Here is a 21,259-nt window from a genome sequence, read left to right on the forward strand (position 1 = left end):
CCCGCCACTCATGGCGATGCACTTACAGCTCGGTGCTTTCGCTGGCGCGTGACGATGCGCCAACGCTGCCCCAACGCCTTAGCATCCAATACCATTGGGCAGGGTTTTCCAGTATCCGCGCCGACAGGCTGTCATTGAACGCACGCGTCATGGTGATGCTGTCAGTATGCGGAATCGGGGCTTCGAATTCGACACTGAATGCATTTCCGTCGTCAATGCGAATGCCATATGCGGGGATCATGGGCAGGTCGTATTTCAGGGCCAGCTGGGCCGCAGACAGCGATGTAAGGGCATCATGTCCAAGGAAAGGCAGCCAGATACCTTCTACATATTTTTCGTCCAGCAGGATCGATACAATCCCCCCACCCCGAAGATGACGCACAAGCGCCCTGGTCCCGACGCGGCCGGTTGCCAGAATGGGTGTGCCGCCTGCTTCAATTCCAGTGCGGATCCGGCGTTCATAATGGCGGTTCTTGTTGGGGCGATAGACCGCGCCACTTTCAAGCCCGTTCATTTTTACCACGGCGCGCACGGCTTCCCATTGTCCGAAATGGCCAGACACAATGATGGCCCCTTTGCCCATGGCCTGCGCCTCTTTCAAGGCATCCAGACCGGGGCCAGAGGCCTTGAATTTATGGTGCTGGGTCTGGAATTCAGCGTCGTGGTATATCTCGAACAGCGTTCGCCCCATATGCCTGCCCATATCCTGGCCAAGCTTTGCGCGCGCGCTGCGCTTCATATCGGGGAAAACCCGTCTGGCTTCACGGTCAAACCGCCATCTGGCGGGCGGGAACCAGCGCATGATCATTGCGAATGTTGTTCCCAACCCGCGCGAGCGCGAGTCAAAGGAACGCCAGCGCAGAACCGTAAGCGCGGACCACAACGGGAAGTATCTTGCATGATGCAGAACTGATTTCAGCGACTTTGAGAGCATGGCTCTGTATGATTGGGTTCGACCGGAAAGCCAAACAAAAATTCCGCGACAGACGCAGATGAACCAGACCCATTGCAACTGGTGTCGGCATCACATTCATGATGGCAATTGCTGACACTGCGGGCAGGGGCATGCGCGCGCCCAGCGCCCATACCATTTCGGATCGCAGGCTTTGTCCATTCGGGCGCCTGCGCAGGGCGATGAAAAGGCCGCACCCGCATGGACATCAAGATATTGCGAGTTTCGTGATGATCAGGATCGCCAACGCGAAACCACCCAACCCGAACGCAGCCAGCAGGCCATCACGCACCAGAAGCGCCGCAGAAAGAACCGTCACAACCAAAGCAAGCGTGGTCGCGGAAAAAGGAACCAGTTCCAGAAAGGGCATTGCCAGCCCACATGACACGCATACGGCAAGCGCCAGTTGCCTGCCCGGAAATGCGAAAAACCAATTCACCCGCGCGACAGACCTGCGGTCGATAAACCGGGCTGCACGATCAAGCCCGACAAGCGCCCTCCCCAGCCGGTCCGCGGACAACTGCCGACGAAGCACGAATGCGGGCAGCCAGATTGTCGGGCGCGCCAGCAGAATCTGCAACGCAACCAAGGCAATCGTCAGCCCCCCAAGCGATGACAGGCCGGGTATGCCGCTTAGCGGCGTCACAAGGATCAGGGCGGGCAACAGCAGCAGCACGGGTTGCAGCGCCGGGTCCATGGCGCGCACAATCGTGTCGATTGTCACAGATGGTCCGGTAATTGCACCCCGGATACGGTTCAGAATGTCCTGAACCGGGCGCACATGCAGTTCCTGCGCTTCGCTTGCCCTGGTCTTTGATCTGTCGCCAAGAATCCAGCATTGCCCCATCATTGTGACTTGGCCGCCGGAACAAGAATAGCGCGACTGATTTCCATAAGATACATCCAGTCATCAATTTCGGCTGTTGCAATCTTGGTCTTCATGTCGATGTGTAAAAACGAATGCCCGTGCACCGACGACCACAGCATATAGGCGCGGCGCTGGGTGTCCGGATCATCGGGCGGCAGTTCCAGACAGGCGGCGACCGCGTGAACAATCACGCCAAAGCATCTTTCGCCCTTTGCCAGCAGGTCAGGGTAATTTTCATGCCCTTCGGTCAGGCCAAACATCAGCCGGAAGACGCCGGGTTCGGCCCTTGCAAAACTGACATATGCCTGCCCGACAGCCGCCACCGCCTGCAACGAGGCGGGCGCATGTGCTGCGGCCCCGGCCTGCATGGCGGTGCGCAGCCGGTCCATGGCTTCACTGACCACGCCGCGCAAAATCTCATGGCGGTCCTTGAAATGCTTGTAGGGCGCGGCGGAACTGACGCCTGCACGACGCGCCGCTTCGGCCACAGAAAATCCGTCCGGGCCATGGGCTTCGACAAGCTTGCGCACTGTTGCAATCAGCTGCGCGCGAAGGTCGCCGTGGTGATAGGCAGCCTTCTGCTTCACCTCTGGCAATGGGTCGTTGACGGAGGTTGCAACAGGCATCAGGTTTTGTCTTTTCGCTCGGGCAAGTGTTGAAGCACTTTTCTCTCAGGTGTAAGTTAGCACCTCTCACATGCGTTGGCAAGCGCTGGGAACGGCCAGACAGCATAAACCCGACCGAAAGCTACTGCGCATAAGTCGGTAGTTAAACTTGCTTTTCAAATGCTGCAAACACACTACCATACTTGTCAACAATTTGTTTTACAGACATACTGCGGAAATTATCGGGCATGAATATGAGCATTGGAGCCACCCATAAAATACCAAACCCGACGCGCGCAGGCGACGTGCCAGCAACCACCCGTGCGGGCGTCAAGGCCCTTCGCGCATACGTCACGCAGGACAAGGATACGACATGACTGACTTGGCTCCCTACGCTTGCGAGCCCGATTTGTTCTGGGCCACGAAGCAGCCGGTAACATCAAAGCTGCCCACAAGGCAGCATGGCAGAAATTGACGTGCCATGGACCCGCGTTGCCGCAAAGCCTGATTATGGCCATTGACCTGTCGCCCATGGTCACACAGGTGTTGCCCGCGCGGATGACTGCGCGAGCCATCGCATATGGCGGGGATAACCATCAATCAGCCAGGGTGCATCTGCATTTCACGGCCTGAGGCGCACAAGAATAGAGAAGGAACAAGTCAATGCGACACACATGGCGGTGGTTCGGGCCTGCGGATCGGGTTTCGGTTGATGACATGCTACAGGCGTCTGTGCAGGGTGTGGTCACAGCGTTGCATCATATTCCCACCGGGGCGGTCTGGTCACCAAGCGAAATTGCAAAGCGCCAGCAACAACTGGCCATTATGCGCGATGGCACGGAATCGGGCCTGGCCTGGGAGGTGGTTGAAAGCCTGCCGGTCAGCGAGGCGATAAAGACGCAGACTGGTGATTGGCGCACCCATATCGCGAACTGGATCACGTCAATGCGACACCTGAAGGACGCGGGCATAGACGTTATCTGCTACAATTTCATGCCGGTTCTGGACTGGACCCGCACAGATCTAGCATGGCGGCGACCGTCAGGGGCAACCTGCATGCGCTTCGATTTCATCGATTTTGCCGCCTTCGACATTCATATTCTGCAACGCAAGGGCGCGACCGAAGATTTCCCCGAAGACATACGCGAAGCCGCCGCGCAGCGGTTTTCCCAAATGACTGAAGCGCGCCAAAAAGAACTGGCCGAAAGCGTGGTTTTTGGCCTGCCCGGCAGTGCCGAGCGTCTGAGCATGCAGGGCGTCCGTGACTTGCTGGAAAGCTATGCACCTGTAACAGATGCAGTGCTGCGCCGCCATTTCCACGCATTTCTTGAACACGTCGCGCCCGTCGCTGAAGACTTGGGAATGCGTTTGTGCTGTCACCCTGACGATCCGCCTTTCGGGCTGCTTGGGTTGCCGCGGATCATGTCTACCGAGGCAGATTATTCCGCGCTTATGGCCGCAGTGGATATACGGGCCAATGGAATCACACTGTGCTCGGGGTCATTGGGGGCACGGCCTGACAACGACCTGCCCGGCATGATGGACCGGCTGGGGGACCGTGTGCATTTCCTTCATCTGCGCAATGTGCGCCGCGAAAGCGGCCATATACGCGGATCATTCTATGAAGACGAGCATCTGGCGGGACAATCGGACATGGTTGCCCTTGTCGCCGCAATCCTGCGCGAAGAAAACCGTAGGCGTGTACAAGGCCGGCAGGACTGGCGCATACCAATGCGCCCTGATCACGGCCAGGACATACTGGATGATATCGGGCGGGGCGGGCAACCTGGCTATCCGATGATCGGACGCATGAAGGGACTGGCGGAACTTCGCGGAATAGAAGCCGCGTTGTCACATGCAAGCATTGGCATTGGCTGAACAGACCCGCCGATACACAACGGCATCTTTCCCCGACCAAACGATATGCGCCATCAAGCGACACATGCTCAAAGACATCTTCATTCGCAAGGCCTGCGCTTTCTTCGTGCCATCGCGCAGGGATGTGAACATTGCAGATAGGGCCATTTGGCGGGTCATGCATACTGGCCCGACCTGCAAACACCGCTGATATTGCCTTTGCTTTCTAAATTGCAAGGAACGGGATGGCCCCAGGAACGTTGCTTGTGATGATACACTCGCACTGGACCAAATTCGCGCTGGTGCAGAACAGGGCCTTGCCCCGTCCGGCACGCGGCGCATCAAGGTGATGCACCGCCCCCATCTTGCCGGAAACAAACACGAGGCAACAGTGCCGACGGCAGACATATATTCGCCACAGCCCAACATTCTGGAGCGCAGGTTTGCCGCCTATCTGGCGCAGCGCGGCGCAGACAGCGCAAGGGTCGCCCCCCCATCGCGCGCATGCGTTCAGTCGATCAACCGCGTCAGCAAATGGGTGATCAGCCTGTCGGCACTGGCGGGCATCATTTCGGGCGGGCTGATTGGCGGCGCCGAGATCTGGATGCGCCAAAGCATATTGGACGGATTGGACGATGCCGGATGGCAAGCGACACTTCCCTATTGGTCTGTCTTTTATGTTCTCGTAGGCATGATCAGCGCAATAGAAATTGCGTTGCTGTATGCGCTGGCGCTGGGCGGGATCGCACGCGTGACGCAGCATTCCGGCCTTGCGCTGGCGGGGGGCCGTGAAGACCGGCTTTTCGCCCACAGCCTTGCACGCACCGCGCTGGAATTTCCCAGCCCGCAGATACTTATCTACGGGATTGACCCTTATGCATATGTGTCAAGCTGGAAACTTATGGCGGTGAATATCGCCTATAAGCTGAAGGTCGGTGTCAGCAGTTTCATTCTGCGGGTGTTTCTGCGCCGCGTGGCCGCGCGCATGGCAATTCGCGGCATGGTTCCGCTGTTTGCCGGGCCGTTATACGCAGCATGGAATGCCTATATCATCTGGCGCATCATGACAGAAGCGCGGGTGCGCACCCTTGGCCCGTTTGCCGCAGATAACCTGATTGCAGCGCATTTCCAGAATACTGATGATCTGGACGATACTGAAAAAGACGTGTCGCTGCATGCAGCGGGCGAGATGCTGACCCGCGGGCGCGACGCCCATCCCAATCATATCTATCTGATAACCCGCTTGCGCAGTGCACTTGATCGTCACACGAACCTGAAACTGGACTGGTCCAGCATGCGCGACCATCTGGCCGCGCTGGACACCACAGGCCAGACCCGTATTCTCGATCTGTTGACGGTGTCATGTGTGATCGGCGCGCGCATACACCGCGACCAGATGGCGCTTCTTCGCGATGCGTGCCGCGATTGCGGCGCAACCCTGCACGAAGACCGCATATATGCGCTGCGCAAGGCATTGAAGCGCGGCCAGCCGATAACTGACAAGGACCTGTCAGCAACCCGCCAATGACAGTCGCCTGCGCAGCCCTCGCGCTTGGGCAGGGTTCATGGTAGTTTCCGCAGGGCATGGGCCACGCATGTGCGCCAACCGGCGGTTGCGTTTTGCATCCGCGCACCGACACATAATCTGACGAGGGAAGCAAGTGTCAAATCGCAGGGAATACACGGTGTTTCAGGGGCGGGCGGGCGATCACAATGATCTGGCAATGCCCGGTGCCCGTGCAATCGGGCACGCCCTTGCGCGCCGGACAGGTGTTGCGCCATGTGTTGTCGGCACCCCTGAACCGGCCCTGAACACAGGATGGCGCGAAGAACTGGATGCGGCGCTGCCCGCCCTGCGGCACCTGCAAACACGGATTGACGCGGTTTTGTCGCGCCGCTCGGTTTCCATTGCCGCAACAAACCGTTGTGCCACCTCTTTGGCAACGCTGCCCGCTGTTGCAAAGCACCATCCGTCTGCGTGCATTGTCTGGTTTGATGCCCATGCCGACCTGAACACCCCCGACGCCACGACAACAGGGTATCTGGGCGGGCTGGCACTGGCCGGCCCCCTTGGCATGTGGGACACCGGTTTGGGGGCAGGCTTGATGATGGATCAGATTGTGCTGGTAGGGCAGCGCGATCTGGACCCTTTCGAGCAGGACCTGATCAACCGCCACCACATCCCGCACATCCAACCGCAACAGGGCCTGGGCGCGAAACTTCGCGCGGCAATCGCAGGCCGCGCTGTCTATATGCATTTAGATTGCGACGTGCTGAATCCGGGCATTGTTCCCACGGATTATGTGGTTGAAGGCGGGCTGTCGCTGGATGATCTGCGCGCCTGCTGCGACGTGATCGCAGAGCACCAGTTTATCGGCATGGAGATTGCAGAGTTTCAGAATGCATGGGTTCAGAATGGCGATCCTGTATCCCCTGATCCCTTGCTGGATGCGCTTGCCCCGCTATTGGCAGACGGGCCGCCAGTATCGGGCAGGTTATGACCTGCCCTGCCCGCCCAATGTGATGCCTGCCTGTGTCAGGGCGGGCGCGAAATCGGAAAACTGCCAGATCTCGTCAATATGCCAGACGCCGGGGCGGGCCTTGCCCGGCAGCATCTGTGCCACGCGCGCAGCCACCAGCGCGGTGATTGCCGCTTCCGCCCGTCCGTCAAGTGTCAGGCGGCGATGCATCGGCCCGTCAACGCCGTGGCCCGCAGCCGTGACGACAAGCGATGCACGATCCGACCCAAGGCGAAAGCGGGCCATACTCCGGCACAGCAGGCGGCGAACCCATGACCGCCGCACCATCCGTGCCAGCATGCGCAGCGCGCCACGCGTGATCAGGGGCGAATCCAACCCCAGACGTGTGGTCACATTCGCCATTCCCTGACGGCGCGCCAGCACATGCTGATCGGCGAAGGCAAAAGGCATCGTTGGAACAGGGCGCGACTGTGGGCCAAACCCCAGCATCTGCACTGCGCCCGGCGGCAAGGGGTACATGTTGTCCAGCGTCCAGTTCACCGCCGCCGGACCATGCGCATCGCCAAGTCCCAGCAGAACCCCGATTGTCACCGCATCAATCCGCGCCATCCCCGCCACAGCGGCGCGGGCCATAAGATTGCTTAGCCCCGGCGCCAGCCCAACCGAAAGGACCGCGCAGCCCCCCTGCGCACGCGCAAGCGGGTCCAACGCTTCTATCTGGCGCAAAACCGCATCTGTGGCCGATATGTCGATATAGGCAAGCCCTCGTTCCAGCACATGCGCCGGAAAATCCGCACTTCCGACATCACTGCAAACAAGCACCGTGCCAATCCCCGCAAGGGCAGTGCCCCAGCTTGCGGGGTTGTCCATATCCACGATCGTCCAGTCGCATCCAAGCCGTCCGGCCATGGCCGCCGACCGGCCTGCATCACGCCCCGCGATACGCAGACCCGCCTGCCCTGCACGCAGCAGTTGCGCCGCAATCTGGTGCCCGACATGGCCATAACCACCAATGATAAGAATGCCCGCCATCCCTTGTTCCTTCGCAGATTGGCACCGATACTGGCGCAATGAAGGGCCATGAAACACAGCGAATCACGACTATCCAAACGGGAAGCACCACCGAAGGCATACCCCGCACAGCGCGCCGCCCTGCCGATTGTCTGGCAGAGGACTGGCTGGCGTTTCTGGGGCATCGTTGGAATGCCCTGATCCTGTGGCACCTTTCCGGCGGCCCGATGCGATACGGCAGTTTGCAAAACATGCTGCCGGGGATCACACCCAAAGTCCTGAGCGAGCGGCTGAACGGATTGACGCGCCGCGCCCTGATCGCGCGCAGGGTCCATAATAGTTTCCCGCGCGAAGTGACCTATGGGTTGACGCCACAGGGGGCGGCGCTGGGGTCGATTATCCGGCAGCTTTACACTTGGGCAAACGATAATTCAGCGCAGCCTGCGGGGCATCCGTCACTTTTGGCGCATGGGGATGACACGCAGTAGCGCCGCGATTGTCTGCGCCCCGACTTGCGGCGGCCGTCGCCATCGCCCCGCCCGACACGGCATCAGCTTAGGCCCAAGGCGTCCTGCACGGCGTCATCCCAACCAAGATAGAACACATCCCCGTCACGGATTACCGGACGCGCCATCACCTTGGGTTGGGCCGCGATCTGTGCCTCTGCCTCTGAATTTTTCAGCCATGTATTCAGCCCACGGTAATCATTCGATGTCCGGTCAACCAACCGGTCCCCGAATTCTGCAATCAACTCAGTCAGCTCAGCCTCGGTCAGGGGATCAGCCCGAATATCACGGAAACTGACATCATTGCCCTGCGCCGCCAGCGCCTTGCGGGCCTTTTGACAGATTGCGCAAGTGTTCAACCCGTAAATCATCATGTCGCAATCTCCTGTGGCTGTAGCGCCGTAGCTTCCTGCATCCTGCCCTTCCGCGCAACCGGTTCAATGCATGCGTGATGCACAATCCGGTTTATTCGGGCGGATTTCAGCTGTGCAGTCAGGGTCGTGCCGGTGGCCCTCATTGACCCCTGCGCTGAGGGACACTAGCATAACCGCATTCTTGCGACATGCGGGGCCAGGGAATGGGCCACGACGACATCATTCAGATGATAAAAACTGCGTTGGCCAATGAGCCGCGCGTTCGCGCCTTGTTTCTAAGTGGAAGTTTCGGGAACGGTCTGGCCGATGCCTATAGCGACATCGATTTCATTCTGGTTTCAGACGAAGGGGCCACCGACGAAATTGCAAGGATATGGCAAGGGGCCATCGCAAAGACCGGCGAAATCGTCTTATGGTGGGACCGAACCCCGGTTCCTGTGCTGATAAACGCCATTACGGCCGATTGGACCAGAACAGATGTCGTTATTCTGAAACCATCGCAGATGTCTGCGCAGACCCAGGACGCGCTGAAACCATTGATCGATCATGATGGCATCTATGCGACCCTGCCTGAAGCGGTTTCGGAACGCAGGACCAACCCTGAAAAATTCAAACGCCAGATCGAGGATTTTATTCGCATTCTGGGCCTTTTGCATCTGGCCGTCGGACGCGAGGAATATATCAACGGCGTTCTGGGTATCTTTCATCTGCGCAACTATCTGGTTGAACTGATGATCGAGGAAACGAACGCGCCGCATCGCGGTGGCATTTTGCATCTGAACCGGCTTATCACACAGCCCCAGAAGGACGTTCTGACCGCGCTGCCACCCGCCATACCCGAACGAGAGGCCATGATCGAGGCGCATCTGGCCTATGCTGCTGCTTATCTGCCCCGCGCCCGGAGAATGGCACACCAACTGGGGCTTGACTGGCCAGAGCGGTTTGAAACAGTCACATGGGCAGGGCTGAAGAAAACACTGAACGTCGAAAGACCCTATAGCACGGCAGAAATTTGAACTGATGCGGGTTTACCGGAGAGTTTCTGGTTCAATGATTACGCTGCTTTTTCGTCAGCGTTCAAGCTTGCATAGAATGCCTCCTCTGCTTCGTTCGGTGTGACGTATCCGATGGCGCTGTGCAGGTGCGTCTTGTTATACCAGTCGACCTATTTCAGGGTTTCCCATTCAATTTGGCCGACGGACCTCCAAGTGCCAAGGAACTTGATGACTTCGGTCTTGAAGAGGCCGATGATGCTTTCGGCCAGGGCGTCATCATAGCTGTCACCGACGCTGCCCACCGGTATGTCGATGCCAGCCTCAGCCAGCCGTTCGGTGTATCGGATCGACAAATACTGCCCCGATCACTGTGATGGATCAGCTTGTCCGCCTCGGACGGTGCGCGCTGACAAATGGTCTGGCTCAGGGCATCAAGCACGAAGCCGGTTGTCATCGAGATCGAGGCCCGCCAGCCAACTATCCTGCGCGCGAAAACGTTGATTACGAAGGCCACTGTCTTTCTCGGCCTACTTGACCCATTCGCGCAACGTCTGTGCAATTCAGCCAATCTTGGGTGCAATGGCCGGGATCGGGCCCGCCTGCGTTTCGTATGAGCCTTGATGCTCGAACACCATCCGGACCGCATGTGCGCTTCATCGGGAAAACAGTCTACCAGACTGTATTCTAATCCCTCTCAGTCAGGTGAGTAGCGATTTGTCTTTTTGCTTTTCGTCATAACCATCATCCTTACTTAAGTTGATGGTCTCCGACAAACCCGGAGCGCATCAAACGTCATAAGTATCCCAATTTAATGGGACGCAGACACGCTTTCAGAGTAGCAAAACGCGCCCGATGGGGCGCCATATAAGGTATTGATTTGACGTGTCATTTGGTTTCTGGGACAGGATTTTGACACTGTTTGTCGCGGTATCGGACCGCGTGAGATCAACCCTAGGGTAGCATAAGTCTCATGATCGCTGTCCGGCGGCCTTGGCCGCCGAGATAGCCGTTTCAGATCAACCGTTGAAGACAAGCCACCAAACCTGAGCAATCTTCCGGGAGGCCTGTTCCAGTTGCTCCAGCTTAGCTGTTCAGTTTCGCGGAGAGCGTGATCTCCGCATTCAGCAGTTTGGAGATCGGACATCCTGCTTTCGCGGCTTCTGCGGCAGCCATGAATGTATCATCAGATGCGCCGGGGATATCCGCAACCAAATCAAGGTGGATTTTCGTAACCGCAAAGCCCCCGTCCACCTTGTCCAATGTCACTGTTGCAGTCGTGGCGATCTGGTCAGCAACAAGACCATGCTCAGACAAGATGAGTGACAACGCCATAGAAAAACAACTGGCATGGGCGGCTCCAATCAGTTCCTCTGGATTGGTCCCTGGTCCATCCTCGAATCGAGTGGCAAACCCATATTGGGCGTCTTTCAACACACCGCTCTCTGTGCTTGTAATGCCAGTCCCGGTTTTGAGATCACCCTTCCATATAGCAGAACCCATGCGCTTCATATCAATCTCCTTGTTCAATCTAACCTCAATGTCAGAAAATGCCCCCGACCGATAATTTCAAGCACCAGCACTCGTATTAGCTGATCACAGGATCGTGCGAAGGTAAGACTTAAACTCCTTGCGTTCCTGGTCTTGTTGCGGGTTATCCGGATAAACTGATATCCAAGACTGATGCACATGTGTAAGTCGCCGGCGGTGGCGCACATGCGCCCAGTCCGAGCGGCCACTTTGGTGAAACCGCATTTCGACCATCTACGGCGTCGGCTCATGCCGCCCTTCGAGTGAACATATTGTCGTATGCTTGCGCTGCGCTGCCGGGCACATGTTATGGACGAAACGGCACCCCCAGTTTCTGAACCCGGCTGACAAATCTGGCGAAGATGGCTAGGTTGGCACCGTAGTGATGTGCGTTAAGGGATGCCATGCGTGGCACAGACGAAGCTTGATCAGGTGTTTGCCGAATTGGCAGACACGCGCGATGATTTTGACGCACGGCGGGATGTGCTGGAACGGGCTGCGCATCTGCTGCTGCACAAGACCGCGCTTGGCGGGCAAGTTGTTGCAAGGGCCTGTGCGGCACAGGAAGATGATCTTGCACTTGAGGCGAGACATCAAGAAGATCCCCGTCATGGAAGACATTCTTGAGCAGAGCTTTGAAGCCTGGGCTTTTGAGAGTGACGAACTGGCCGACGATGGCGATGCACAGGGATTTATTGCACTGGCACAGGATGATGAGCCTGCACCCGAGGAGACAGGCGAACTTACAGCCCTGTTGAAAGGCACAAAGGTCGCGGCAGACTGGATCGATGGCTGCCTGATGGCAGTCATCATCGCCCCGAAGATGATAACACCGAACCGCTGGATGCCACCGCTGTTCGACCACGCGATCAGCGGATTGGGGCCGTTGGAGTTGCAACGGTTTCTGGACATCGTGATGATGCGTGCGCATGGCGCGATTGCGGTCGCGGAAGACCCTGAAGATTTCGCGCGACAGATGGCGCAGCGCGGGCCCAAGGGCCGGCAAGACTGGGCGGCAGGGTTCACACTGGGATGCGAGAAGTTCAAGTCGAGCTGGCCCGCAAAAGCCACAGGGCCAAAAGATCGCGCGGTGCAGCGTCAGATCAGTGACCGATCGAAAGCAGGGCTTGAGACTGGTTATATACGCATCATCGGCCAATGGCTGGCAGCGCGTAACGCAGCAAATCTGGCGGAGGCATGAAGGGGTCATTGTCCTGCGCGCAGCAGCCTGCTGCCCCAGGATCGTCAGCAGCGGTCACTGAATATGATACACTCGATGTATGTTTCGTTTATTTGACATGTTGCGGACTCTGTTGACGGCATCGACAAGGTATAGCGACGACAATCCTCGAGGCAGTCAATGACACTTGCAGTATAAGCCCACAGCGTCAGCACCAGTCGTGCGGACTGAAAAACCTGCGGCACAAGTCCCCCCCGAATTTAAGAGGTTGCTCTTCCATCTTGGCACGCAGGGCCTGCTGCGTTTCTCAAACTGGCATTGTCGATAAACCATCACAGCTCAATCAGGTTTCACCGTGACCCATCCCTGTGACTCCTCCGACATCCGTAATGCATCCATGACATGCATGTTGCATATAGCATCTTCCAGATCGGGGCCTTCTTGCCCGAGCCCTATGCACAGGTTTGCGAAGTCTTCGGCCTGTAGCATATACTGGTCCACAGGTTCGAATTCCTCGACCAGAAGCGCACTGCCTTTGACGAATGTGCCATCGTCGATCATCAGCCGCGCAGTCTGATCGGGCGCTTGATTGAACGGCACAGCGAACGATACCCGCCCCCTGGTTCCGATAATCTGCACATCCTGGCTGCGAACAAGTTGCGTGGCGCAGCTAAACACCAGCCGGCGCCCTTCTGGAAATGCAATAATTGCGCTGGTCAGACGGTCTGTGCCAAATTCGGGGTCACGATCCATCAGGACAACGACCTTTTCAGGCTCACACCCGAAGATGTCACGCCCCATAGCCACCGCATAACAGCCGACATCATTCAACGCCCCGCCGCCGATATCCAGCCTGTTGCGGACATTCAGTGGATCGTGGTTCTCATAGCAGAAGCTGGCATGAACAGCCCCGATGCGGCCAAGCGATCCGTTCCGCACCAACTCACGGACACGAATCCATTGCGGGTGATGGCGAACCATGAAGGCTTCGCGAACCTTCTTGCCTGTCCGTCGGCTGACCTCCGTCAGTTTTGCAGCATCGTCTGCGCTAAGGGCAATAGGCTTTTCGCATAACACATGCTTTCCGGCTTCCAGCGCTTTCAGGGTCCATGGCACATGAAGATGATTGGGCAACGGGTTATAGATGATATCAATCTTTGGATCGGCCAGAAGCGCGTCATAACTGCCATAAGCCTTTCCGACACCCAGGATTCCGGCGACCTCTGAAGCGTGGTCGGCATTGCGCGATGCAATCGCACCAACCACCAGCTTATTACTTTTCTGCATGGCGGGAATGACTTGTTTCACAGCAATATTCGCTGTGCTTAGGACACCCCAGACAGTTTTGGGTTGTGCTTGCATGGCCAGCGGTTCCTTTTATTGCGCTGCACGAACGTCATCGGCGTAACGGGTTGGCCGGAAATTGGCGAACAGCGGGGATATCTCGCCTGTCAGTATCTCTCGGGCCAAAAGTTCGGGCAAAATCAGTCCCAATGTGGCGCCGCTATGACTGAATGCCACATAATACCCTTCAATACCGCCCAGCGCACCTGCAACAGGTTCACCCCCGCCCGGTATTGGCTTGCGTCCCACCCCGACATGATCAATCTGTAGTTTGGGATTGCCTATAATCAGCTTCTCAGCCTCTTGCAGCAGCGTCTGCACTGTTTCATCGCTATACTCAAAACTGCCATCGTCATGAATGATCATGGCGCGTTCGACCCAGCCGGAATCGATGGCAAGACAGTTATTTACAGCAGGCCGAATGGCTGCGCGGGGCGTATTCAGGACACACCGCAGACCCGATGCGATGGGTTTGGTCAAAATCAGCAATGAAACAGGGCTGTCATCGCCCATCGGCATGCCCAGCTCGCGCACGGCCTCCGGGACAGAAGGACCCGTGGCCAGCAAGGCGGCGTCAACCTCGAACAGATCACCTGCGGCGGTGCGCACTGCACTGACCTTGCCGGAGTTTGTCACGATGTCGGACTTGCCCGCATTCTCCACAAGTGTCGCACCACGGGCGCGCAATTCCCTTGCCATAAGGCTGATCACACTGGGCAGATCGACCCACCCCTCTCCGGGATTGTATATTGCATGTCCTTCTTTGATCGAACTCGGGTCAACGCCGGATATTTTCTGCGCGATCTGATCACAATCCAGCCATTGGGAATCATAGCCAATGCCTTGTTCATACTTCAGAGTTTCATGAAGTGTTGCGCCATCAATCAGGCTTTTCCAGCGAAGCCCGCCGTCAAACCGCAAGAATCCATGACTCTCCGGGCGATGTGCGCGGAAACTGCGCCAGCGGTCCATACCCAGCATGCGCAACGCATGATATTCGGCCGAACGCCGGTTGGCAGAGTTCAGCCATGCGATTGACCGGTTGGACGCACCATTCGCAAGCGGGCCATCATTCAGCAGTATGATTTCAACACCTGCGCGGGCCAGAAACCAAGCAGTCGCAACACCGAAGATGCCACCGCCAATGATACCCACACGGCGGGGGGAGGACGTATTTGTCATTTTTTCTTTCCTTTTAGGCTGTCTTGATTGAGGTGCAAACCATGCTACGAGGCAGATCTGATCCAGTCCTTGGCACGCGCCGGATCGGGCACAGGGGCGGCGGCCAGTAGCTCGCGGGTGTAGTCGGTCCCCGGTGCGCTGAACAATTGCGATTTGGGCGCCTTTTCAACCACTTTGCCGGATTTCATGACATACACGAAATCAGCGACTTTCTTGACCACGGGCAGGTCATGGGTGATGAACAGATACCCGATATTCAGTTCTGAACGCAGCGTATTCAGCAGGTTAATAATTCCGGCCTTGACCGACACATCCAGTGCAGAAACCGCTTCATCTGCGATGATGATGGACGGCTTCAGAATGACGGCGCGTGCAATCAACACACGTTGGCGTTGTCCGCCGCTAAGCTGATGGGGATAGCGTTCCAGAAAGTGTTCGGCAGGTTTCAGATCAACAATCTCAAGCGCTTCCCTGACCTTTTCCAGCACATCAGCCTTGCGCCTTGCAAGTCCGTGCAAGCGTATCACTTCAGACAAAATTGTGCGCACAGTGTTGCGCGGGTTCAACGCAGCTGACGGGTCTTGCAGCACACATTGGACGGCGCTGCGATACTCCATCATCTGCGCGCGGTTCATATCTGCCAGATTGCGCCCGTTGAACGTGACGGTCCCGCTACTTGGGGGAACAAGCCCCAGAAGCATGCGCGCAACTGTGCTTTTGCCACTGCCGCTTTCGCCCACTACCGCTGTGAAATCACCGGGACGAATGGTCAGTGACACATTGTCGACCGCCATCACTGCAGGCCCGACTCCGCGTTTGCCAAAAGTTTTTGTCAGACCACTTGCACAAAGTTCCATACCCGGCCCTTTCATTGTGCGTTTTGCTTGTTGGAATAATCGCTGACGTAAAGGTCCGGCGTATCGTCGGCCAAACTCTGGACACAGCGCAGCAACTCTTTGGTGTAGGGGTGTTCTGGCGCAGAGAATATCTTCTCGGTTGAACCGGTTTCGACCACTTCGCCGCCATACATGACATAAATCCGATCACACAGCCCTGCCACCACGGCAAGATCATGGGTGATCAACAGCAAGGATGTGCCAAGCGCCGTGACGCTGTCATCCAATGATTTCAACACCTGACGTTGAACTGTCGCATCCAGCGCTGTTGTCGGTTCATCAGCAATGATAATCTCAGGGGATTTCGCCAAAGCAATAGCAATCAAGACCCGCTGGCGCATACCGCCGCTTAGTTCAAACGGGAAACGTTGTGCCATGCGTTCAGGATCCGGCAGACCCGCAAGCGCGATGACGCGCAGCAATTCATCGCGTGATGTCTGCGCGCCGCGTCCCATTTTCAGCGCCTCATTTATCTGCGCGCCAATCCGCATCGTAGGGTTCAGAAAACTGTGCGGATCCTGAAAGATCATGCCAATGCGTTTTGCACGGATGTCACGCCATATGCGTGCATCCGCCCCGTTCAGTTCCCGCCCCCGGAACTGGATCGAGCCCTGCACCTGCACCAACGGCGAGTCCGGCAGCAGCCCCGAAATGGCGCGGACTGTCACGGATTTTCCAGAACCGGATTCGCCGACGATACCCACCCGCTCTCCGGCGCGGACCGTCAGGTCAACATTGCGCACCGCATGAACCAACCGGTTTCGCCCTGTCGGCAGTTTGACTTGCAACCCTTTGACCACCAGCAAAGCTTGTTCATCCTGGGACATATCTGTAGCCCTTTCATTGTTGCCCATGGTCATTTCACCCGGCTCAGCATGGGGTTCAGACAATCGTTAAGAATGTCGCCCAGCATGTTTACGGCCAGCACCACAATGAAAATTGCCAGACCGGGCAGAACTGTCAGCCACCAGGCGATCTGCAAATAGGCTTGCGCGCTGTAAAGAAGGGCGCCCCAACTGGGTTGGTTCGCATCCCCCAGCCCCAGAAACGCAAGGCCGGATTCCGCAAGAATAGCGCGACCTACGGTCATGGTCGTCGCGACAAGGACCGGCGGAAATGCATTTGGCAGGACATCAAAGAAGAAAATTCTAATGGGACGGAAACCGGCTGCGCGCGAAGATTCGACATAACCCAATTCACGGATGCGCATACATTCCGCGCGCAAGATCCGTGCGACCTGGGGCCACATGGTAATCGACAAGATCAGAATGATGATTTCCAGACTGGCACCCAGAAGGGCTACTGACACCAGCGCCAGAATAATGCCCGGTATAACCTGGAAGAATTCGGACAACTTCATCAGCAGAACATCAGCAATTCCGCCATAGAACCCAGCCAGCCCGCCTACGACGATGGCCACAGTCAGGCAGATTGCGGCGACAGAAAGCCCGACAAAAATCGAAACCTGACCACCACGCATAAGCCGCGCAAGCATATCGCGCCCCAGATGATCCGTGCCCGCAAGGTTTTCAGCACCCGGCGCCTGTAGCGGGATGAAGGCCGTCAGTGTCGGACTATGGCTGAAATAAGGGCCAACGAAACACAGCCCGATTATTGCCGCAAGAATGATCAGGAAGAAAACAGTCAACGGCCTGCGCAGAAACTCGCGCAATGGACTTTGCCTGCTGAAATCTGCCTGATCCGGCGTGACGGGTATTTCAGGTGCGATAGCGGGGGAAATATTCTCTTGCAGGGCCATCAGTTCGCCTCTCTCGACATTTGGTAGCGTGCCCTGATCCGCGGATCGACCAGCCCGTAAACCACATCTGTCAGAATATTCACGACGACGATGGTAACTGTCAGGATCAGCAAGATCCCCATCACCACCATGTTTTCGCCGCGATGAATGGAGTCATAAAGCAACAACCCCATTCCCGGCCAACCAAACACTTTTTCGACCAACACGGCCCCGGCAAGGGTGAAGCCCGCGCTGTAGCCGATCACGGACACCATCGGCAGCATCGAGTTCAGCAACCCATGGTGGCGCAGTATCTGGAAGCTCGACAGTCCTTTTGACCGCGCTGTGTCGATGTAATCCTGCCCAAGGACTTCGATCATACTGGAACGCATAATCCGCGCCTTGAATGCCAGTTCGGCCACCAGCAACGACGTCAGAGGCAAGACCAGATGCCGCCAGGAAAAACCGGTTGACCCGAAATCCGTCATCCCTTGGGCCGGAAAGATCGGCAGGATCACCGAGAACATCAGGATCAGCATCAGGGCAAGCCAGAAACTGGGAATTGAAAACCCGACCACAGCCAGAAATGAAATTGACCCGTCTGCAAACCGCGACCGTGTGCGGGCGGCCATGGCCCCAAGGATGATGCCCCCGATCGAGGAGATGACCAAACTTGGCACGGTCAGGATAAGGGTATTGCCAAGCCGTCCCAGAATAAGGTCGATCACAGGGACACGATTGGCGAAAGAGTAACCCAGATTGCCGGTCAGGATATTCCCCAGGTAAGACAGATAACGCTCTGGCAGGGAACGGTCCAACCCGTAAGCTTCGATCATCTGCGCGCGGAATGCATCAGGGATCGGCACCTCGCCCACCAAGGCTTGAAGGGGGTCGCCCGGTGCAATTTCCAGCAGCATGAACATAACGGTCACGACCGCAAGGATCAGCAACAACGACGAGATTAGCAATTTCAGGATGTGTCTGGCCCAGGCTATGGTCATGGACGTGGTCCTTTGGCACAAAAATCAGGGGGCGGCGGCGGGCGATGCCGGGTTGACCGGCACCGCCCCTTCAGAAGGCTGGCACCTTTACTTTGCGCGCAGCTTGCTCCAATCGAAGCGGTGGACAGCGGTGAATTCTTCCAGACCGTCCCATTTATCGCCACGATAGACTTCAACACCCAGCGCAGACACCAGCGGCGCAGTTCCCAGCACATGCCCGGCAGCTGCGGACGCTTCTGCAAACAGCTCAATGCGCTGTTCACGGTCTGCGACCTTGGCTGCCGCCGCAAAAGCTGCATCAATGTCAGGGTCACATACACCAGTGGGGTTTGCAAAAGCGCGGTTCTGGCTGTTGCAGACATACGCCCGTGCCACCCCCAATGTTGGGTCCGCAAATGCCGCAAGCTCTTGAATATGAATATCAAACTCGTGGTTCACATAGACAAATTCAGTAGAGATGTTGGGGTCTTGCGACAGAAGATTGATTTTGACGCCAATCTGCTCAAGGTTCGACGCAATGACCTCTGCGGTGCCCGCATAGACGGGGTTGTCATTGCGGTAATTCAGGCGCAGTGAAAATCGCGTTCCGTCCGCCCCGCGCTCGTATCCTGCCGCGTCCAGCATTTCTTCGGCGCGCGCCGGATCGAAGGCAAAGGTTTCCGTAAAGTCTACGTCTGGGTGGGCTGTCCAGGCCACCTGATTGGGGATCGGCCCGCGCGATGGTTCCGCTGTTCCCATATAGACAACCCGCGCAATCTGTTCGCGATCAATCGCGTGGAACAAGGCATGGCGCACGTCAGCTTCTTCCAGAATCGGCTTGCGCGTGTTGAAGAACAGCAAATGCGATTGTGGCTGTGTGCGCACCATTGAGATCCAGAATTGCGGGTTGTTTTCAAACAAAACCTTCTGTGCAAGCTGGAACCCCGCCGTCGGCACCAGATCGACGTTGCCGCTTTGCAGTGCAAGATTCCGGGAATTGGCGTCCGGCATGACCTGATAGACGATCCGGTCCACATCGCCATGTTCGCCCCAGTAATCTTCGTTTTTCACGAGGGTCACCGAATTGCCGCTGTCGAAGTTCTCCAGCCGATAGGGGCCAGTGCCCACGGCGTCGATATTGGCGGGGTTGGTAACGACATCCGTGCCTTCATACAAGTGCGCAGGCAGCATGATATGCGCGCTCATGGCTTCGACAAGCGGACCGAACGGTTCGCTTAGACGTACGATAACCGTGTAATCATCGGGTGTCAGGGTTTCTTCATAGATCGAGTAGATAGGCCCACCCAAAGGGTGTATCGCCATAAAGGTGTCGAAATAAAACTTCACATCGCGCGAGGTGAAAGGCGCGCCATCATGCCAGACAGCGTTTTCGACAAGATTAAAGGTATACTCTGTTGAATCGTCATTCACGCTCCATGATCTGGCCAGTGCAGGCACCATCTCAAAATCGCGGTTCAGATTGACCAGCGGGTCATGAAGGGCACGACTTACGAAGCCCGCAGCGCCATCCGTAGTAATGCCCATGTTCAGATGACTTGGTGCAGTTGCCAACGAATAGACGAATGTGTTGTCATTCTGGGCCAATGCCGGACCTGCACAGGCCACCATCACACCAAGCGTGGCAGATAACAGTCGCGCCCTCTGGTTTCCAAAAGTGAAGTGTTTCATTGTCGTCTCCTTTGTTGGAAGTTCAATTGATGGTTGTTTTTGTGTGTTCTGAACTCAGGCAGCAAACCATCCACCCGCAAAAACGCAGGTGAAAAGGCATGCTGTAAACTTTGGCTACCGGCAGTCCGGGCCGCTATTCGGCAGGTCAGACAAGCATTTCTTCGTCCACATCCATGGGGTGCGGATGTCCGAATGCCCCGAACCAGCCACAGGCCTTGGCCGCAAAGGTTGCCGCTGCGTCCAAGGCGACAACGGGCGCGGCACCCTGAATCGATGAGGCAAGATAGGCGGCGATAAACGCATCCCCCGCGCCCATGGTATCAACGACATCGGCCGCTTTCTTGGACTGGCGGAATAATGTTCCGTCCACCATCCACAACGCATCCTGAACGCCGCGCGTGATCGCCACTGTGCTGACCCCGAAGCCGCGCACCTGTTCGATCAGCGCAATGCATCCGTCATCATCAAGATCCGCTGCTGAAAAACAGGCCATCGTCACATGTGGGCAGACCTGCGCCAGGTATTCCGGCGCGCGCTGGGTCGAGAAGTCGAAGGATAGCCCGCGAACCAAACGCCGAATGCGCGACAGCTCTCCTTCCAGATAGCTGAAGCAACTGGTATGGACATGTCCAAGCCGTTCAATCAGGGACAGATCGTCCGCATCCATGCGCAAGGACAATTTGCGACTAATGCCCCCCTTGTTTGACCGCAGGAACACCCGGTCGCCCTGTGCATCCAGTGTGACCTCTGCCTTGCCATTCGGGCCGATGGCTTCGCGCAGGTTGCCATCGCTCAGGCCCTCGGCGATCATGCTGGCACGAACATGTGCGCCCTCGGCATCATTGCCGATCAGTCCGATATAGCCTGTATTCACCAGACCAGCACGCCGCGCGAGCACCGCGACATTCAACGCGTTACCGCCCGGATAATACTCCCCGCGTTCCAGATAGGCATCAACGACATTGTCACCAATTCCCACCAAACCTGTAGCTGAAATCCCGACCACGGCTATAGTCCCCTTTCGTCCCGTTCATTGTATACCTGCGTCAAACGACCGCATAGCAAACAACTCGAA

At 57.0% G+C, this 21,259-nt stretch carries 22 protein-coding genes and 1 pseudogene; 8 read left to right on the forward strand and 15 right to left on the reverse strand.

What is annotated here, in order from left to right; translation table 11 throughout:
* Positions 1-22 precede the first annotated feature (22 nt).
* The 3 genes from P8S53_RS16140 to P8S53_RS16150 form a co-directional block, all read right to left on the reverse strand.
* Positions 23-934, reverse strand: coding sequence for a lysophospholipid acyltransferase family protein (locus P8S53_RS16140; RefSeq protein WP_277805004.1), 912 nt, complete (start codon positions 932-934; stop codon positions 23-25).
* A gap of 226 nt (positions 935-1,160) precedes the next feature.
* Positions 1,161-1,733: an exopolysaccharide biosynthesis protein gene (locus tag P8S53_RS16145; RefSeq protein ID WP_277805005.1), complete on the reverse strand. Its 573-nt coding sequence runs from the start codon at positions 1,731-1,733 to the stop codon at positions 1,161-1,163.
* Positions 1,734-1,798: 65 nt separating this feature from the next.
* A complete protein-coding gene (locus tag P8S53_RS16150) occupies positions 1,799-2,446 on the reverse strand; it encodes a TetR/AcrR family transcriptional regulator (protein WP_277805006.1) in 648 nt (215 codons plus the stop codon).
* 233 nt (positions 2,447-2,679) lie between these two features.
* Between P8S53_RS16150 and P8S53_RS16155 the strand changes: the two genes are divergently transcribed.
* From P8S53_RS16155 to P8S53_RS16170, 4 genes are all read left to right on the forward strand, one after another.
* The gene (locus P8S53_RS16155; protein WP_277805007.1) at positions 2,680-2,802 is read left to right on the forward strand and encodes a hypothetical protein; all 123 of its coding nucleotides are present in this window, start codon (positions 2,680-2,682) and stop codon (positions 2,800-2,802) included.
* Between the two features lie 286 nt (positions 2,803-3,088).
* Positions 3,089-4,303 (forward strand): mannonate dehydratase, encoded by a 1,215-nt coding sequence (gene uxuA / locus P8S53_RS16160; protein WP_277805008.1) that lies wholly within the window; start codon positions 3,089-3,091, stop codon positions 4,301-4,303.
* Positions 4,304-4,631: 328 nt separating this feature from the next.
* On the forward strand, positions 4,632-5,810 hold the full coding sequence (locus tag P8S53_RS16165) for a hypothetical protein (RefSeq protein WP_277805009.1): 1,179 nt from the start codon (positions 4,632-4,634) through the stop codon (positions 5,808-5,810).
* Between the two features lie 133 nt (positions 5,811-5,943).
* Positions 5,944-6,783, forward strand: a complete 840-nt coding sequence (locus P8S53_RS16170; protein WP_277805010.1) for an arginase family protein — start codon at positions 5,944-5,946, stop codon at positions 6,781-6,783.
* Here the strand turns inward: P8S53_RS16170 and P8S53_RS16175 are convergent.
* Positions 6,778-7,794: a hypothetical protein gene (locus tag P8S53_RS16175; RefSeq protein WP_277805011.1), complete on the reverse strand. Its 1,017-nt coding sequence runs from the start codon at positions 7,792-7,794 to the stop codon at positions 6,778-6,780. The genes P8S53_RS16170 and P8S53_RS16175 overlap by 6 nt on opposite strands.
* 38 nt (positions 7,795-7,832) lie before the next feature.
* Here P8S53_RS16175 and P8S53_RS16180 point away from each other — a divergent pair, with 38 nt between their 5' ends.
* Positions 7,833-8,261 carry a helix-turn-helix domain-containing protein gene (locus P8S53_RS16180; RefSeq protein ID WP_277805012.1) on the forward strand — a complete coding sequence of 143 codons (429 nt, stop codon included), beginning with the start codon at positions 7,833-7,835 and terminating at the stop codon, positions 8,259-8,261.
* A 62-nt stretch (positions 8,262-8,323) separates the two neighbouring features.
* Here P8S53_RS16180 and P8S53_RS16185 read toward each other — a convergent pair whose 3' ends face one another.
* Positions 8,324-8,653 (reverse strand): arsenate reductase family protein, encoded by a 330-nt coding sequence (locus P8S53_RS16185; protein ID WP_277805013.1) that lies wholly within the window; start codon positions 8,651-8,653, stop codon positions 8,324-8,326.
* Positions 8,654-8,856: 203 nt separating this feature from the next.
* On the opposite strand from P8S53_RS16185, the gene P8S53_RS16190 reads away from it, so the two are divergent.
* Positions 8,857-9,669 (forward strand): nucleotidyltransferase domain-containing protein, encoded by an 813-nt coding sequence (locus tag P8S53_RS16190; RefSeq protein WP_277805014.1) that lies wholly within the window; start codon positions 8,857-8,859, stop codon positions 9,667-9,669.
* Between the two features lie 38 nt (positions 9,670-9,707).
* Here P8S53_RS16190 and P8S53_RS16195 read toward each other — a convergent pair.
* Positions 9,708-10,162 (reverse strand): annotated as a pseudogene (locus tag P8S53_RS16195) (integrase core domain-containing protein); the annotation flags it as partial.
* A gap of 569 nt (positions 10,163-10,731) precedes the next feature.
* Positions 10,732-11,157, reverse strand: a complete 426-nt coding sequence (locus tag P8S53_RS16200) for an OsmC family protein (RefSeq protein ID WP_277806723.1) — start codon at positions 11,155-11,157, stop codon at positions 10,732-10,734.
* A gap of 426 nt (positions 11,158-11,583) precedes the next feature.
* Between P8S53_RS16200 and P8S53_RS16205 the strand changes: the two genes are divergently transcribed.
* Together P8S53_RS16205 and P8S53_RS16210 are read left to right on the forward strand one after the other, a co-directional pair.
* A complete protein-coding gene (locus P8S53_RS16205) occupies positions 11,584-11,802 on the forward strand; it encodes a hypothetical protein (RefSeq protein WP_277805015.1) in 219 nt (72 codons plus the stop codon).
* Positions 11,786-12,376, forward strand: a complete 591-nt coding sequence (locus P8S53_RS16210; RefSeq protein WP_277805016.1) for a UPF0149 family protein — start codon at positions 11,786-11,788, stop codon at positions 12,374-12,376. Before P8S53_RS16205 ends, P8S53_RS16210 begins: the two co-directional genes overlap by 17 nt.
* A 318-nt stretch (positions 12,377-12,694) precedes the next feature.
* On the opposite strand, the gene P8S53_RS16215 is transcribed toward P8S53_RS16210, so the two are convergent.
* From P8S53_RS16215 to P8S53_RS16250, 8 genes are all read right to left on the reverse strand, one after another.
* Positions 12,695-13,717 carry a Gfo/Idh/MocA family protein gene (locus tag P8S53_RS16215; RefSeq protein WP_277805017.1) on the reverse strand — a complete coding sequence of 341 codons (1,023 nt, stop codon included), beginning with the start codon at positions 13,715-13,717 and terminating at the stop codon, positions 12,695-12,697.
* 15 nt (positions 13,718-13,732) lie between these two features.
* On the reverse strand, positions 13,733-14,881 hold the full coding sequence (locus P8S53_RS16220) for an FAD-binding oxidoreductase (RefSeq protein ID WP_277805018.1): 1,149 nt from the start codon (positions 14,879-14,881) through the stop codon (positions 13,733-13,735).
* Between the two features lie 44 nt (positions 14,882-14,925).
* The gene (locus tag P8S53_RS16225; protein WP_277805019.1) at positions 14,926-15,675 is read right to left on the reverse strand and encodes an ATP-binding cassette domain-containing protein; all 750 of its coding nucleotides are present in this window, start codon (positions 15,673-15,675) and stop codon (positions 14,926-14,928) included.
* A gap of 74 nt (positions 15,676-15,749) precedes the next feature.
* Entirely contained in the window at positions 15,750-16,604 is an 855-nt protein-coding gene (locus P8S53_RS16230; RefSeq protein ID WP_277805020.1) for an ABC transporter ATP-binding protein, read from the reverse strand.
* Positions 16,605-16,633: 29 nt separating this feature from the next.
* The gene (locus P8S53_RS16235) at positions 16,634-17,536 is read right to left on the reverse strand and encodes an ABC transporter permease (protein ID WP_277805021.1); all 903 of its coding nucleotides are present in this window, start codon (positions 17,534-17,536) and stop codon (positions 16,634-16,636) included.
* Positions 17,536-18,516: an ABC transporter permease gene (locus P8S53_RS16240; RefSeq protein ID WP_277805022.1), complete on the reverse strand. Its 981-nt coding sequence runs from the start codon at positions 18,514-18,516 to the stop codon at positions 17,536-17,538. The genes P8S53_RS16235 and P8S53_RS16240 overlap by 1 nt, the downstream gene beginning before the upstream one ends.
* Positions 18,517-18,603: 87 nt before the next feature.
* The gene (locus P8S53_RS16245; protein ID WP_277805023.1) at positions 18,604-20,184 is read right to left on the reverse strand and encodes an ABC transporter substrate-binding protein; all 1,581 of its coding nucleotides are present in this window, start codon (positions 20,182-20,184) and stop codon (positions 18,604-18,606) included.
* Between the two features lie 145 nt (positions 20,185-20,329).
* Positions 20,330-21,190, reverse strand: a complete 861-nt coding sequence (locus tag P8S53_RS16250) for a PfkB family carbohydrate kinase (protein WP_277805024.1) — start codon at positions 21,188-21,190, stop codon at positions 20,330-20,332.
* Positions 21,191-21,259: the final 69 nt, after the last annotated feature.

It is taken from the genome of Roseinatronobacter sp. S2 (assembly GCF_029581395.1).
Taxonomy (GTDB): Bacteria; Pseudomonadota; Alphaproteobacteria; order Rhodobacterales; family Rhodobacteraceae; genus Roseinatronobacter.